The sequence below is a fragment of the uncultured Rothia sp. genome (assembly GCF_916715725.1).
GTDB lineage: Bacteria > Actinomycetota > Actinomycetes > Actinomycetales > Micrococcaceae > Rothia.
Genome location: NZ_CAKAPD010000008.1, coordinates 33343 through 47444 on the forward strand (window position 1 = coordinate 33343; position 14102 = coordinate 47444).

11 protein-coding genes and 1 pseudogene are annotated in these 14102 nt (G+C 63.8%); 9 read left to right on the forward strand and 3 right to left on the reverse strand.

Translation table 11 applies throughout. From position 1 onward, the window contains the following. The first annotated feature begins 2 nt into the window (after positions 1–2). Positions 3–554: an Rv3654c family TadE-like protein gene (locus QZ822_RS05930; RefSeq protein WP_294643275.1), complete on the forward strand. Its 552-nt coding sequence runs from the start codon at positions 3–5 to the stop codon at positions 552–554. A gap of 59 nt (positions 555–613) precedes the next feature. Here QZ822_RS05930 and QZ822_RS05935 read toward each other — a convergent pair whose 3' ends face one another. Further along, positions 614–3367, reverse strand: coding sequence for a DEAD/DEAH box helicase (locus tag QZ822_RS05935; RefSeq protein WP_294643277.1), 2754 nt, complete (start codon positions 3365–3367; stop codon positions 614–616). Positions 3368–3592: 225 nt separating this feature from the next. Here QZ822_RS05935 and QZ822_RS05940 point away from each other — a divergent pair, with 225 nt between their 5' ends. From QZ822_RS05940 to QZ822_RS08890, 6 genes and pseudogenes are all read left to right on the forward strand, one after another. Further along, positions 3593–4504, forward strand: coding sequence for a rhodanese-related sulfurtransferase (locus tag QZ822_RS05940; RefSeq protein WP_294643279.1), 912 nt, complete (start codon positions 3593–3595; stop codon positions 4502–4504). Continuing rightward, positions 4504–5001, forward strand: coding sequence for a GyrI-like domain-containing protein (locus tag QZ822_RS05945; protein ID WP_294643281.1), 498 nt, complete (start codon positions 4504–4506; stop codon positions 4999–5001). The genes QZ822_RS05940 and QZ822_RS05945 overlap by 1 nt, the downstream gene beginning before the upstream one ends. Before the next feature lie 329 nt (positions 5002–5330). After that, positions 5331–6419, forward strand: a complete 1089-nt coding sequence (locus QZ822_RS05950) for an LLM class flavin-dependent oxidoreductase (protein WP_294643283.1) — start codon at positions 5331–5333, stop codon at positions 6417–6419. Positions 6420–6614: 195 nt separating this feature from the next. Then, complete coding sequence (locus tag QZ822_RS05955; RefSeq protein WP_294452951.1) at positions 6615–6974, forward strand: helix-turn-helix transcriptional regulator; 360 nt, start codon at positions 6615–6617, stop codon at positions 6972–6974. After that, positions 6971–7621 carry a cation diffusion facilitator family transporter gene (locus tag QZ822_RS05960; RefSeq protein ID WP_005508275.1) on the forward strand — a complete coding sequence of 217 codons (651 nt, stop codon included), beginning with the start codon at positions 6971–6973 and terminating at the stop codon, positions 7619–7621. The genes QZ822_RS05955 and QZ822_RS05960 overlap by 4 nt, the downstream gene beginning before the upstream one ends. Positions 7622–7659: 38 nt before the next feature. Beyond that, positions 7660–7746, forward strand: a pseudogene (locus QZ822_RS08890) (luciferase); the annotation flags it as partial. A 231-nt stretch (positions 7747–7977) separates the two neighbouring features. Here QZ822_RS08890 and QZ822_RS05970 read toward each other — a convergent pair. Continuing rightward, positions 7978–8511, reverse strand: a complete 534-nt coding sequence (locus QZ822_RS05970; RefSeq protein WP_294643287.1) for a pyrimidine dimer DNA glycosylase/endonuclease V — start codon at positions 8509–8511, stop codon at positions 7978–7980. Positions 8512–8513: 2 nt separating this feature from the next. After that, on the reverse strand, positions 8514–10265 hold the full coding sequence (locus tag QZ822_RS05975) for a methyltransferase (protein WP_294643289.1): 1752 nt from the start codon (positions 10263–10265) through the stop codon (positions 8514–8516). Between the two features lie 144 nt (positions 10266–10409). On the opposite strand from QZ822_RS05975, the gene QZ822_RS05980 reads away from it, so the two are divergent. Together QZ822_RS05980 and topA are read left to right on the forward strand one after the other, a co-directional pair. Further along, positions 10410–10868, forward strand: coding sequence for a pyridoxamine 5'-phosphate oxidase family protein (locus QZ822_RS05980; protein ID WP_044145909.1), 459 nt, complete (start codon positions 10410–10412; stop codon positions 10866–10868). A 370-nt stretch (positions 10869–11238) separates the two neighbouring features. After that, complete coding sequence (gene topA, locus QZ822_RS05985; protein WP_294643291.1) at positions 11239–14070, forward strand: type I DNA topoisomerase; 2832 nt, start codon at positions 11239–11241, stop codon at positions 14068–14070. The last annotated feature ends 32 nt before the right edge of the window (positions 14071–14102 follow it).

A 14102-nucleotide genomic window follows, 5' to 3' on the forward strand; every position in this document is an offset into this window, starting at 1 on the left:
CTATGTGCCCCGCCCCGAAGGCATCCTCCAAGAATCAACGCCCCGAAGAGGGTAGCGGTACCGTCCTCGCCCTCACCATTATTGCCGCGCTGCTGGTGCTGACCGTGGTGATCGCCGGGCTCATCGGGGTGGTATCCGCGAATCGCAGGGCGTCCGCAGCCGCCGATTTGAGCGCACTCGCGGCGGCGGATGCCTACCGCGGGCTCACCGAGGGTGACCCGTGCGCGGTGGCGACGGACCTTGCCGAACGCCACGGTGCGCACCTGGAATCCTGCACGTTTCCGGATCGCCCTGAAACGGTGGAGGTGACGGTCTCGGTCCCGGTCGCAGGGCCCATGGGAATGCTGGGCCTGGCGAGGGTACGTGCCCGCGCTGGGGCTGAGCACCCCGAAGAAGAGCACGCCGAAGAAGAGCACGCCGCGGCGGGCAACGCGGAGGAGTTGAGCCCGGATGAGGTCGCCGAGCTGGAGGAGGAGCTGGAAGCTGGGCAGGACTCGGAACCCGAACCTCCTGAGCCGGAAAACCCACCCGAGCCGGAAAACCTAACCGACTAGTAGGCTATTCGCCTCGATCGGGAGTTGCCATCCCAGCTCGCCCTACACCCCAGCGCGTTCTACGCCTCCGCCATGCTCCGCAACATTGCCTGCAGTAGCGCCCGGGCGCCGTGCTTGCTGAGAGGCTCGTTGCGGTTGCCGCACTTGGGCGAGTGTACGCAGGAGGGGCAGCCGTTGTCGCATCCGCAGCTTTCGATGGCTTCGAGGGTGGCGCTCAGCCACTGCGTAACCGCGTTGAAGCCGCGCTCGCTAATGCCCGCGCCGCCGGGTGCGGCGTCGTAGACGAAAATGGTGGGCCTGCCGGTGTCCACGTGAAGTAGCGTGGAGAGTCCGCCCAAGTCCCAGCGGTCGCTGGTGGCGATGAGCGGCAGCAGTCCGATGGCGGCGTGCTCGGCGGCATGCAGGGTGCCGGGGCCGTCCTCTTCGGTCACGCCCGCGCCGAATAGGTAGCTGGGCTCGAAGGTGAACCAGACCGCCTCGGTCATGAGTACTTCCGGTGGCATGGGTTGTGCCTCTTCGCCCAGGTATTCGCCGCCGTAGACGGAGAATCGCCGGTAGCCGGTGACCTGGTCGGTGACCTGAACCTGCCCGCGGTGCATGGTGAGCGGGGCGAGCTGCTGCGCGTCGGTTTCGGGAGCAGACTCGCCGGGAACCGCTTCCCCAACAGCGTTTTGCGCACCGTAACTAACCCGCGCACGCTCCGCCAGAATACGCACCTCGGTGCTCTCAATGGCGCGCGTGTAGTACTCCGGGTAGACGCGGCTGAGTAGAATCACGCGCTCGCCCTCGCTGAGGGATTCGACCACGTACTGCGCGCTCTGGTGAATGTAGATTGCGCCCGGGTGCCCCTGGCTCATGGCGTGCGCGGCGTCCATGGTGCCAACCAGGGTGCCGTCTTCGGCGTCGATGAGCTGGTAGGGTCCGCCGCCGGTGCCGCGGATATCGACCAGCTCGGCGGCTGATTCGGCGTGCGTCCAGTACCAGCCGTCCGGGCGGCGACGCAGGTACCCCTGCTGCACTAGCCGATCCAGCAGCGCGGCGGTATGCGGTCCGAAGAGGCTCAGTTCTTCGGCGCGGATGGGTGCCTCCTGCGCGGCGGCGCACAGCTGCGGTGAGAGTACGTACGGGTTTGTCGGGTCGAAAACGGTCGCCTCAACCTCCTGCCCGAAAATCGCCTCCGGGTGGTGCACCAGGTAAGTGTCGAGAGGGTTGTCGTCGGCAATGAGCACGGCGAGCGCGTCCTGACCGCTTCGACCTGCGCGGCCCACGCGCTGCATGAAGGAGGCGCGGGTGCCCGGCCAGCCCGCCACGAGTACGGCGTCCAGTCCGGAGATGTCGATGCCCAGCTCCAGCGCGGAGGTGCTCGCCAGGCCGAGCAGTTCGCCATTGCGGAGTTTGCGTTCGAGTTCGCGGCGCTCTTCGGGGGTGTACCCGGCGCGGTATGCGGCGACGCGGTGGGCGAGGCCCGCCTCCACCTCGTCGAGGTAGCGTTGGGTCTTCTGCGAGAGGATTTCTACGCTGCGGCGCGAACCGGCGAAAACCAGGGAGCGGGTGCGGGAAAGCACCAGGTCGGTGAGCATTTGCGCGCCCTGCTCCACGGGGGAGACGCGGCGTGGCGCCTCCTGCTCAGCCTTCGACTGAACCGCTTGCTGCTGGGTGCTGCGGGCGCCCTTGGCGAGCTGATCGTGCGCCTTGGGCGGCATGAATTCGGGCTCCCAGAGCGCGACGGTGGTTTCACCGCGTGCGGAGGTGGACTCGGTAATGGCGGTGACCGCCTGCTGCGGCACGCCAATGAGCTTGGAGAAAGACTCGACCGGGTTGGAACTGGTCGCGGAGGCACCGTAGAACACGGGCACGGTGCGGTAGAGCGCGCAGACGCGGCGCAGGCGGCGCAGCAGGTTGGCGATATGCGCACCGAAAACGCCGCGGTAGCTGTGTGCTTCGTCGAGCACCACGTAGCGCAGCCCGCGCAGGAAGGATGCCCACTGCCGGTGGTTGCTCAGGATTGAGTAGTTGAGCATGTCCGGGGTGGTGAGGATGAAGTTGGCGTGTTCGCGGATCCAGCGGCGTTCGCCGGTGGGGGTGTCGCCGTCGTAGCTTGCCGCGTGGAGTCCGGGCAGGTTGTAGGAGGTGAGGGCGGTGAGCTGGTCGGCGGAGAGTGCCTTCGCCGGTGAAATGTAGAGAACGTTCGCTCTATTATTGAGGTTTTCTGCCCCCGAATACGCGGAAGTTGAGCTCACCAGATCACCGCACGATGCACGATAAATCGCATCCAGGGTAGGCATCAGATAGCTCAGGGTCTTGCCCGAGGCGGTACCCGTCGCCACAATCACGTGCCCGCCGCTGCCGGTGCTCTTTACGTCTTCGGCGTGCGCGGGAGTCGGTGCTTCAACCCGCTCAGCCTCAATCCGCCCCGCCTGCCAGCCGTAGCGTGCCGCACTCGCCGCCAGCGCCGCATCAAGACCCGCATGGGCGGCGTCTGCCGCCTGCATCTGGTGGGCGTAGGGCTCGGCAATACCGAGCGATTCGAAGGCCTCCACCACGCGCGGATGCAACCACTGCGGCCACGGCGCGTAGCTCGCCTCCCTTGCGGCAATGGTGTGAATATGGGTCACCTGCTCGGGCAGGGTTCCGGTGCGTTCCGCCTCCGGCAACAGGGATGCCAGCACCTGCTGTGCGCTCGCGGGCAGCTCGCGGTAGCGTAGCGTTTTTGGGCGCGCCGCAGACTGCCCCTGCTCGGGCTGGTGTACAGACTGGCGCGTGGGCTGCTGGTTGGCGTTCTGCGAGGAGATGCTGTGCGGCATGGGTTCCATTGTAGGGCGGCGGGCTAAAACCCGACCTGCCGCCGGTCACGCGCTACCCTGAACGCCGGCTCCAAATCCGGCTCTGAGTCCGGCTCCGAACCCGCTCGAACCCTCCCGCGACCCTGAGAGCTTAACCCTGTCCCAGAACCGCCTCTGCGCCGCCAACCCCTTAGTCAGCGCGCACATATCAAAAAATTTGCATGCTTTAGACGCATATGACGATAAAATAGTTTCGTGGCTCAAAATAAGATTATTCTGTATTACCAGTTCGCCCCCATCGCCGACCCGCAGGCGGTCATGCTCTGGCAGCGTGCCCTCTGTGAGAAGCTCGGCCTGCGCGGGCGCATCCTCATTTCCAAGCACGGTATTAACGGCACCCTCGGCGGCGAAATCAACGCGGTCAAGGCGTACACCAAGGAAACCCGCAAGTACCCCGGCTTCAAGAACATGGAGTTCAAGTGGTCCGAGGGTGGCGCGGAGGACTTCCCCCGCCTGTCCGTGAAGGCTCGCGACGAGATTGTGGCTTTCGGCGCTCCCGACGAGCTGCAGGTGGACGAGAACGGCGTCGTTGGCGGCGGCGTGCACCTGAAGCCTGAAGAAGTCAACAAGCTTGTTGAAGAGCGCGGCGACGAAGTGGTCTTCTTCGACGGCCGTAACGCGTTCGAGGCGAAGATCGGCAAGTTCAAGAACGCTATCGTTCCCGACGTGCGCACCACTCACGACTTCATCCGCGAGATCGAGTCCGGCAAGTACGACCACATTAAGGACAAGCCGGTTGTCACCTACTGCACCGGCGGTATTCGCTGCGAGATTCTCTCTGCACTGATGAAGAACCGCGGCTTCAAGGAGATCTACCAGATCGACGGCGGCATCGTGCGTTACGGCGAGAAGTACGGCGATAAGGAACTCTGGGAAGGCTCGCTCTACGTCTTCGACAAGCGCATGCACATGGAGTTCACCCCGGACACCGTCACCATCGGCAAGTGCGAACAGTGCGGTGCCCCCTCGAACAAGTTCGAGAACTGCTCCAACGATTCCTGCCGTGAGCTGGTTCTGCTCTGCCCCGAGTGCGCAGCTGATGACGCGAAGCGCCACTGCGTGCCCGAGTGCTCGGTGGACCGCGAAGCAGCTGAGGTGAACGCCTAATGGCAGCCGCTAAGGGCGGCGCGGTTCAGATTTCTGAACCTCGCATTGAGGAGCACCCGGCAATGGTCGTTGCCGGCGTTTCGCAGGTGTTCCCCCTGGACGGCGACTTCTCCTCGCTGTGGGATGAGCTGAATCAGAAGGCGTCCCCGGCGATGCTGGATGTTCTGAACGTGACCCAGTACCTGGGCGTGTGCACTCAGCCGAACCCGAAGGGGCAGGTCCGCTACACTGCGGGCTTCCTGGTGTCGGAGCCGGCGAGCGCGGCGAAGCTTGGTCTGGGCGTGCTGGAGTTGCCTGCGAGCACCTACGCGGTGGTTGAGGTGACCGGCCCGATTTCGGAGTCCATTCCGGCTGGCTTTGCAAGCTTTGAGGAGGCGTTCTTCGCGAAGAATCCGCAGTACCGCCCGGTGGGTGGTCTTGAGGTGTACGGTCGCGGCGATATGCAGGCGGCTGATTACCGCATGGAGCTGTGGGTTCCGCTGACAAAGCGTTCCTAGGGCAGTTTGTTTCTGCCGTTATAGCTGCAGTTTTAGCTGTTGAATAGAAGGGCCCGGTGGTGCGATGTGTTCGTGCCGCCGGGCTTTTTTTGTGCCCTTTTTCGGCTATATTTTGTGCCAGCATTTTGTGGCGGTATGTGTGCGTCGGGTGGGTGGGGCGTGCGGGCGGCTGAGGTGTGCGGGTGAGGCGTGCAGCGAAAGCGGGGGAGCGGTGCTCTGCACGTAATACTCCAAAACAAAATACTTGACATGTAAAGTATTTGGGTTTAGATTTAAACCACCAGCCCGGCACTGCACGAACCCGAGCACAACTCGCTAAGGAAAAAACCATGAGCACCAACCCCAACAGCACCCCGCAGCTCGACGAGTCTATCCGCATCAGCCACCTCGAACCCATGCGTGGCGACGAGAAGAAGCTCGGCTTCCTCTCCTTCGGCCACTGGGCTGAGGTTCCCGGTTCCCGCGTACCCTCCGCTGCAGAATCTCTGCACCAGGCAATCGACCTTGCCGTAGGTGCTGAAGATATCGGGCTGGACGGTGCGTTCTTCCGCGTGCACCACTTCGACCAGCAGCAGGCGACCCCCTACCCGCTGCTCTCCGCAATCGCCGCCAAGACCGAACGCATCGAGCTGGGTACCGGCGTGATTGATATGCGCTACGAAAACCCGCTCTACATGGCAGAGCTCGCCGCCATGGCTGACCTTATCGCGGCGGACCGACTGCAGCTGGGTGTCTCCCGCGGCTCGCCCGAATCCGTTATCCGCGGCTTTGAGAGCTTCGGCTACTACCCGGTAGAAGGGGAAAACGAGAGTGATATGGCGCGCCGCCACCTCGACATTTTCCTCAAGGCAATCGAGGGTGAGGGCATGGCGCCCAGCGCTCGCGTGGCGGGCAAGTACGCCCCCGTCCAGCCGCAGTCGCCGGGTCTGCGCGACCGCATCTGGTGGGGTGCAGGCACCGATAGCACCGCCGTGTGGACCGCGCAGAAGGGCCTGAACCTCATGTCTTCAACCCTGATGCTGGAAGATAAGGGTATTCCGTTCGATCAGCAGCAGGCGCAGCAGATTCGCCTTTTCCGTTCCGAGTGGGTGAAGGCGGGCAATTCGGGTGTTCCGCGTGTTTCGGTGTCCCGCTCGGTGCTGCCCGTTATCGACGAAACCTCGGCACGCTACTTCGGTCGCCGCGCCGCGGAGGACTCGCAGGATTACACCGGCATTATTGACAACAGCTTCTCCCGCTTTGGCCGCAGCTACATTGGTGATCCGGCGGATATTGCCGAAGAGCTCGCCCGTGATGAGGCAGTCCAGGCGGCGGACACCGTGCTGTTGACTATCCCGAACCAGCTGGGTGTGGACTTCAACCTGAAGATGCTTGAGGCCATCGTCAAGGAAATCAAGCCCTCGCTGACCACCAAGTAAAGACCCTGAGGTGAAGACTCCGCAGAACCTTCTGCGCTAGCAGGGTTTCGCGCCAGCGTGCCGCCGTCGCTTCCGTGATGGGCGGTGGCCGCTGATGAGCGCGAACTCTGCCGCCTCCCGAGGGCAAGGGCGCGGAGCACGTGCGGCAGCCCGCACAAGTGGACAATTGGTCAGTTATCACTGTATAGTCATCGTATGCTGACTATTGCTTCACGCCTCGACGTCATGAACCGGCTCGGCCGCGCCATGGCCGACCCGACACGTTCCCGGATTCTGATGACCCTCCTCGGCGGCCCGAGCTATCCAGCCGTGCTCTCGCGCGAGCTGGAGCTGACCCGCTCGAACGTGTCCAACCACCTGACCTGCCTGCGCGATTGCGGAATCGTCGTCGCCGAGCCCGAGGGCCGCCAGACGCGCTACGAGATTGCCGACCCGCACCTCGCCGCGGCACTGACGTCCCTGATCGACGTCACGCTCGCGGTGGACGAGGCAGCGCCGTGCATCGACCCGGCATGCTCGGTGTCGGGCTGCTGTGGAACGGCGGCGGGAGCATGAGCGAGACCCTGACCACCGCACGCCGCGCGATGCTGCACCGGCGCGTCCGCTTCATCGTCGGCTTCACGATCACGTACAACGTAATCGAGGCAATCGTCGCAGTCTGGGCAGGCGTCCTCGCCTCGTCCGCGGCGCTCATTGGCTTCGGGCTCGACTCGGTTGTCGAGGTACTCTCGGCCGCGGCCGTCACCTGGCAGTTCACCCGCAAGGACCCTGAGCGGTGGGAAACGGTCACCGTCAAGGCCATCGGCATCGCGTTCTTCGCGCTGGCGGCCTACGTCTCGATCGACGCGGTGCTAGCCCTGGTCGGCCAGGAAGGCCCCGACCGCAGCCCGCTGGGTCTCGGTATCACCGCGCTGAGCCTGGTCGTCATGCCTCTGCTGGCGTGGATTGAGGTCCGCACCGGGCGGGAGCTGGGCTCCAAGAGCGTGATGGCCGACGCCAAGCAGCTCATCCTGTGTATCTACCTCTCCGGTGCAGTGTTCATCGGCCTCGTCCTCGACAGCCTGTTCGGCTGGTGGTGGGCTGACTCGGTCGCGGCGCTGGTCGTGGCGGTGCTCGCGGTGCGCGAAGGCCTGGAGGCCTGGCGCGGCGACGTCGAGTCGCCGTTCGAAGTGCTAGAGGACCTCGAAGACGAGGACGACTGACCCGTCGCCCGACGTTGAAGAGCCAGTGCTGCAACCCAGACATGCGCTACGAAAACCCGCTCTACATGGCTGAACTTGCCGCCATGGCCAATCTCATTGCGGCGGGTCGACTGCAGCTGGGTGTGGACTTCAACCTGAAGATGCTGGACGCAATCGTGAAGGAGATCAAGCCCGCGCTGACCACCAAGTAAAGGTCCTGGGGTAAAGACCCTGAGGTAAAGACCCCGTGCCAAGCTGTTTCCGGCGCTCTGTGACGCGCTGAGATGTTTATTCCCATACAGCTTGAGCCATACATACAGCGATGCCCCGGCAGGCACCCGCAAGGGTTCCGCCGGGGCATTACTATGCTCACGTTCTTAGAAATCTTTCGTCTTTTCCCAAGACTCAATAGCGCCCGGAACCACCTCAAAAAGCGGATGCGCACACGCCGCCAGCTCGCCGCGTGCCGCCAGGCGCTCGCTCAACTGGTGCTCCCACTCGGGGTCGCGCCCAGCCACTTTGTGCTGCAGAAAGGCGAGCTCGTACTCCAGCTGGCCTAAAGGAACGGGAATACGCGCGATCGAAGCGTACGGGTCTTCCGCCTTGTCGGCACAGTTTTTATCGGTACCGTTTTTACCTGCGCTATTTTCGTTTGTGCTATTTTCGCCCGCGCCAATCAGCGCGCGGTTGAAGGAGTAGCCGCGGGCATCCGCCTCATCCGCCAGCCCGGACAGGTAGGCGGCAACCGCCTCCAGCGGCTGCGGATGCGCACGAAAACGAATCAGCTGTGGGTGGTTCGTGTACCCGCGAGTCAGACCCCGTAGAACCTTCTGCGCCAGCAGGGTTTCACGCCAGCAGGCGACCAGGGCGCGCCGATCGAGCAGGGAGGGGTGAAGGGACCAAATGCGCACGCCTAGCTCTGCTCGTCTGCAGTGCTCTCGTCAGCCGATTCTGCGCCCGCGTGTTCGTCGCTAAAGTGCAGGAAGCTCTTGAGCACCAGCTCACGCACCGCATGCAGCAGGGTATCGCGCGGATGCTGCTGCTGCGTACCGCGTGCCGCGGCGGCAGCCTCGTCGTACTCGGGCCAGGACAGCAGCATGGCAAGAGCCGCCACGATTTGACCCACGGCAAGCTCACCATCGCTCGCGGAAGTGAAACCCGCCGTCTCGGTGGAGAGCAGCTGGGTGCGGCACAGACCCGATCCGGCACGCAGCAGAATAACGCTCGGGTGCTCGGCACCGGGGCGGCCGTGGCGTTCCTCGGTGACGTCCTCGGCAACCTCCAGGTGTGCGGTAAGGAGCGCCTCATCGTCCATGGCGGCGAGGCGGTCGTAGCGGCGCACGGACTCGGTGAGGGCGCGGGCGATGGGTTGCTGAATCGGGTAGGTGATTTCCTCGAAACGCTGCAGGGGCTCGGTCACACCTGCCGCGGTTGCCTCGGTCGGGCGGCGCAGCCAAATCATGCCGAAACCAATAGAATGAACGTTCCGGGAAGCGAAGTCGTTCAGGTACGCCACGTAGGTCTGTTCGTAGTGGCTGCGGTCGCGGTTCTCGCTCGCATCCTTCAACCAGGTCTCCGCGTAGGAGGCGGGGGTCAGCGCCTCACGCTGAATAAACCACGCCTCCGCGCCGCCGTCGGCAACCCAGGCGCGCGGGCGCTCATCCCACGGGCACGGTGCTTCCGGGTCCGCCGAATCGCGAATAATTTCCCAGTTGCCCAGCATCTGCGCGCGGCCACCGGGCACCAGCACCGACGGCAGCTGACGCACCATCGTGCTCACAATTTCGTCACCGGGCAGGCCGCCGTCGCGGTAGGTGAACTGCTCCTCGGCGCTCTCACCGGCAACACGCGGGGTAATCACGAACGGCGGGTTCGACACTACCAGGTCGAAAAGCTCACCGGCGACCGGCTCCAGCAGGGAACCTTCACGCAGGCTCACGCGCGCCTGCGGGTTCTGCGGGTCAATATTGAGCGCCTGCGCGTTCAGCAGCAGGTTAAAACGGGTGAACGCCAGGGCACGCTCCGAAATGTCGGTAGCGGTCACGTGCTCAGCGTGGGCGAGCAAGTGGAAGGTCTGAATACCGCAGCCGGTGCCCACATCCAGGGCACGCTTGACGGGGGTGCGCTCGGTAATCTGCGCCAGAGTCAGGGAGGCGTGACCAATGCCGAGCACGTGATCCTTACGCAGCACGCCGGGTCGCTGATGCGCACCCAGGTCGGCGGCAACAAAGATTTCGGTGCCGTCATCGGCGGCGTGCGGGCGCAAATCAACGCTCGCGGACCAGCAGGTAGAATCCACCGAATCGCGCTCAATCAGCGCGGCATCCTCGAAATCAACCAGGGCATCGCCGAAAACCTCGGCTGCCTCAGCCTCAGTGAGCGGGCGAGCCAGCAAGAAAAACGCCAGCAGACGCGCCAGGTTCTTCTCACCCGCACTGTAACCGCCGCGCAGAATATGCTCCACACGCCACAAGCCCGGAACCACCTGGTCGCGAGCCATCGCCTCAGCCGCCTCAACACCGAGCAGCTCCTGCACAGCGTCATAGCTGTAGTTCAACGCCAACAGGCGTTCACGGATGCGGGTCAGGCGGGCGTAATCATCGCTGCGAGGAGCATCCGCAACGGCGGCGTACTCGGGAGCGAAAGAGGCGGCAGAAATAGTCATGCACACCATTCTACGCACCCGCCGCATCTGCCCGGGCGCGCCCACCGCGTATAGGCAGCAGCGCAATGACACAGCCCCGACCCACCCACTGACCAAAACCGTCATCTGCGCAAGAGCGCCCACCCCATCGCATACACTGAAACCATGAGTAACCTGTACCCCGATGAAAGTATCAGCGTCGACAAGTGCTGGGAGCGTCTGCACGCAAACACTCTCGGCCGCCTCATCCTCACTGACGGACAGCACGTCGATGTGCTGCCCGTGCTCTACGCCGTCGCCAGCCAAGACGACAAGCAGGAAATCTACATCCGCACCACCCGCGGCAACAAGTTCTCCTCCGTGGTGGTCAGCCGCCGCGTTGCCTTCGAAATCGATGAAACTCTCGAAGACGGCATCCGCTCCGTCATCGTGGTCGGTATCGCCCACTGGCTGCCGCCGGAAATGACCCCGCAGATTGTGCGCACTTTCGACCTGCCCGACTCCGAAACCCACGAAATGCAGTGGGTGCGCATCGCGCCGCAGACCGTGTACGGCCGCGAATACCCGCTGCTGCCCGCATATCTGGACGGCACCCATCCCGACTCGGACACCCTCACCAGCTAGAAACGCAGGTGAGCGGGTGCGGTGCGCCCCAGCGCTATACCCTGCATGAGTTCCGCGCACCCGCCCTGCGCACACACCACCGTGCACACACCACCGCTCCGGTACCGTATGATGTACCGAGTACCCTGCGCACTCGTGCAAGCTCAACACGCCCGGTCCTCATCAACTAGAACCGTGCCAGCTCGCCCAATGCCGGGTCACCGCGCGCTCGCCGCATGAAACGCACCGAGCGCACCACATCAACCCAACATAAACTACACCCCCACCGATCACCTCACCCGCGTACAACCACACCCCGCCGGCGCCCACAAGCGCCAGCGTAGGTTATGGTTGAATACGTAGCTTTTCAACACACAGATAGAGGAGTGCCGTGCCCGCTCAGGCAAAGACCGGAAAAGCCCTGCTGATTGTGGAGTCTCCCTCCAAGGTCAAAACCATTAGCAGCTACCTCGGCGAGGACTACCTTGTCGACTCGTCCATGGGCCATATCCGCGACCTTCCGCAGCCCTCCGAACTGCCCGAAAACCTCAAAAAGAGCCCCGTCGGCAAGTTCGCTGTCAACGTTGAAGAGAACTTCGAACCCTACTACGTGGTCAACCCCGACAAAAAGAAAAAGGTCGCCGAACTCAAGCGCAAGCTCAAAGAAGTAGACGCGCTCTACCTGGCAACCGATGGTGACCGCGAAGGTGAAGCCATCGCATGGCACCTGAAGGAAGTCCTCAAGCCCAAGGTACCCGTCTACCGCATGACCTTCCCCGAAATCACCCGGGAAGCCATTCAGCGTGCCTTCGGCGAACTGCGCGATATCGACCTGCACCTGGTCGACGCGCAGGAAACCCGCCGCATCCTCGACCGCATCTACGGTTACGAAATTTCCCCCGTGCTCTGGCGCAAGGTCGGCCGCGGCCTCTCCGCAGGTCGCGTGCAGTCCGTCGCAACCCGCCTCGTCGTTGAGCGCGAACGTGAGCGCATGGCATTCGTCGCCGCCAACTACTGGGACCTGACCGGACGCTTCCTGACCGCAGCCTCCGAAGGCTTCGACGCCAAGCTGGTCGCCGTAGACGGTAACCGCATCGCCACCGGCAAGGACTTCGCCGACAACGGCACCCTCAACACCTCCAAGGTCACCCACCTGAATGAGGAAGCCGCCCGCGCGCTCGCCGCAGCCCTGCAGTCCGCCGCGTTCTCCGTACGCTCCGTTGAGACCAAGCCGTACAAGCGCCGCCCGGCAGCGCCGTTCACCACTTCCACCCTGCAGCAGGAAGCCGCGCGTAAGCTGCGTTTCTCCTCCCGCGTGACCATGCAGGTGGCGCAGCGCCTCTACGAAAACGGTTACATCACCTACATGCGTACCGACTCGGTGGCACTGAGCGAGCAGGCAATCTCCGCCGCACGCCGCCAGGCATCCGAGCTGTACGGCGCAGAGTTCGTGCCCTCCGCACCGCGCGTGTACACCTCCAAGAGCAAGAACGCACAGGAAGCCCACGAAGCAATCCGCCCCGCCGGTGACACCTTCCGCACCCCGGACGCTGTGCGCGGCTCCCTGTCCAACGACGAGTTCCGCCTCTACGAACTGATTTGGAAGCGTACCGTCGCCTCCCAGATGGCTGACGCGACCGGTTCCACCGCCTCCGTGCGCCTGGGCGCCGTGGCATCTAACGGCCAGGACGCCGAGTTCGCTGCATCCGGTACCGTCATCACCTTCCGCGGCTTCCTCGCCGCCTACGAGGAGGGCGTTGACGCATCCCGCTTGGCTGAGCGTGAGGCGAAGGACGCTGAGAAGCGCCTGCCGAACCTGACCACCGGCGAGGCACTGACCGCCGAGGCGATTGAACCCGCCGGCCACGAGACCCTGCCGCCCCCGCGCTACACCGAGGCGTCCCTCGTGAAGACCCTGGACGAGCTGGGCATTGGCCGCCCGTCCACCTACGCGGCGGTTATTTCGACCATCATGGACCGCGGATACGTGAACGTTCGTTCTGGTTCGCTGATCCCGTCCTGGATCGCGTTCTCCGTGGTGCGCCTGCTCGAATCCAGCTTCGGCCCCTACGTGAACTACGAGTTCACCGCGCAGATGGAAGAAGACCTCGACCGCATCGCACGCGGCGAAGAATCCCGCGTCGAATGGCTGGGCGAGTTCTACTTCGGCGGCGGCTCCAAGCGCGGCCTGAAGCCCATCGTCGACAACCTCGGTGAGATAGACGCCCGCAGCATCAACTCCATCCCAATCGCGGACGGCATTGTGCTGCGCGTGGGCAAGTTCGGCCCCTATCTGGAAGCCGAAGGCACCCTCGACACTGAGACCGGCGAACTGACCGAACCGATCCGCGCGAACGTACCCGCCGACCTGGCACCGGACGAACTGACCGAAGCGAAGGCACGCGAACTGCTCGAACAGGGCAAGTCCGACGGCCGAGTGCTCGGCGTGGATCCGGTCTCCGGCAACCAGATTGTGGCACGCGACGGCCGCTACGGACCCTACGTCACCGAAGTCATCGAAGAGATGACCGAGGAGCAGATTCAGGCGTACCTGGACGCGCAGCCGACCGAATACTACAAGAACGGCAAGCCCAAGCCGAAGAAGAAGCCCAAGCCTGCCAAGCCGCGCACCGCCTCCCTGTTCAAGTCTATGGACCTGGCGACCGTGACCCTTGAGCAGGCACTGCAGCTGATGAGCCTGCCGCGCGTGCTCGGTACCGACGCTGAGGGCGTGGAAATCACCGTGCAGAACGGCCGCTTTGGCCCGTACCTGAAGAAGGGCACGGACTCCCGCTCGATTGGCAGCGAAGACGAAATCTTCACGATTACGCTGGAGCAGGCGCTGGAGATTTACTCCCAGCCAAAGCAGCGCGGTCGTGCGGCGGCTAAGCCTCCGCTGGCTGAGCTGGGTGTGGACCCGGTCAGCGAGAAGAAGATCGTGGTGAAGGACGGCCGCTTTGGCCCGTACATCACCGACGGTATTACGAACATTACGGTTCCGCGTGCGGAGTCGGTCGAGTCACTGACCCACGAGCGTGCGGTGCAGCTACTGGCTGACAAGCGTGCGAAGGGCCCGGTCAAGCGTAAGACCGCCGCGAAGAAGACCACCACGGCGAAGAAGACTACTGCTAAGAAGACGACCGCAAAGTCTACTACCGCAAAGTCTACTACCGCGAAGAAGACGACCACTCGTAAGACCGCGGCGAAGAAGACCGCCGAGTAGCTCTTCTACCTGAAGGCGCAGGATGCGTCCCG

Excerpts from the sequence above, each read along its gene's own strand:
- QZ822_RS05960 (WP_005508275.1), top strand. The coding sequence starts at position 6,971 with ATGAGCGAGACCCTGACCACCGCACGCCGCGCGATGCTGCACCGGCGC.
- QZ822_RS05930 (WP_294643275.1), top strand. The coding sequence starts at position 3 with ATGTGCCCCGCCCCGAAGGCATCCTCCAAGAATCAACGCCCCGAAGAG.
- QZ822_RS05975 (WP_294643289.1), bottom strand. The coding sequence starts at position 10,265 with ATGACTATTTCTGCCGCCTCTTTCGCTCCCGAGTACGCCGCCGTTGCG.
- QZ822_RS05935 (WP_294643277.1), bottom strand. The coding sequence starts at position 3,367 with ATGGAACCCATGCCGCACAGCATCTCCTCGCAGAACGCCAACCAGCAG.
- QZ822_RS05980 (WP_044145909.1), top strand. The coding sequence starts at position 10,410 with ATGAGTAACCTGTACCCCGATGAAAGTATCAGCGTCGACAAGTGCTGG.
- QZ822_RS05955 (WP_294452951.1), top strand. The coding sequence starts at position 6,615 with ATGCTGACTATTGCTTCACGCCTCGACGTCATGAACCGGCTCGGCCGC.
- QZ822_RS05945 (WP_294643281.1), top strand. The coding sequence starts at position 4,504 with ATGGCAGCCGCTAAGGGCGGCGCGGTTCAGATTTCTGAACCTCGCATT.
- QZ822_RS05950 (WP_294643283.1), top strand. The coding sequence starts at position 5,331 with ATGAGCACCAACCCCAACAGCACCCCGCAGCTCGACGAGTCTATCCGC.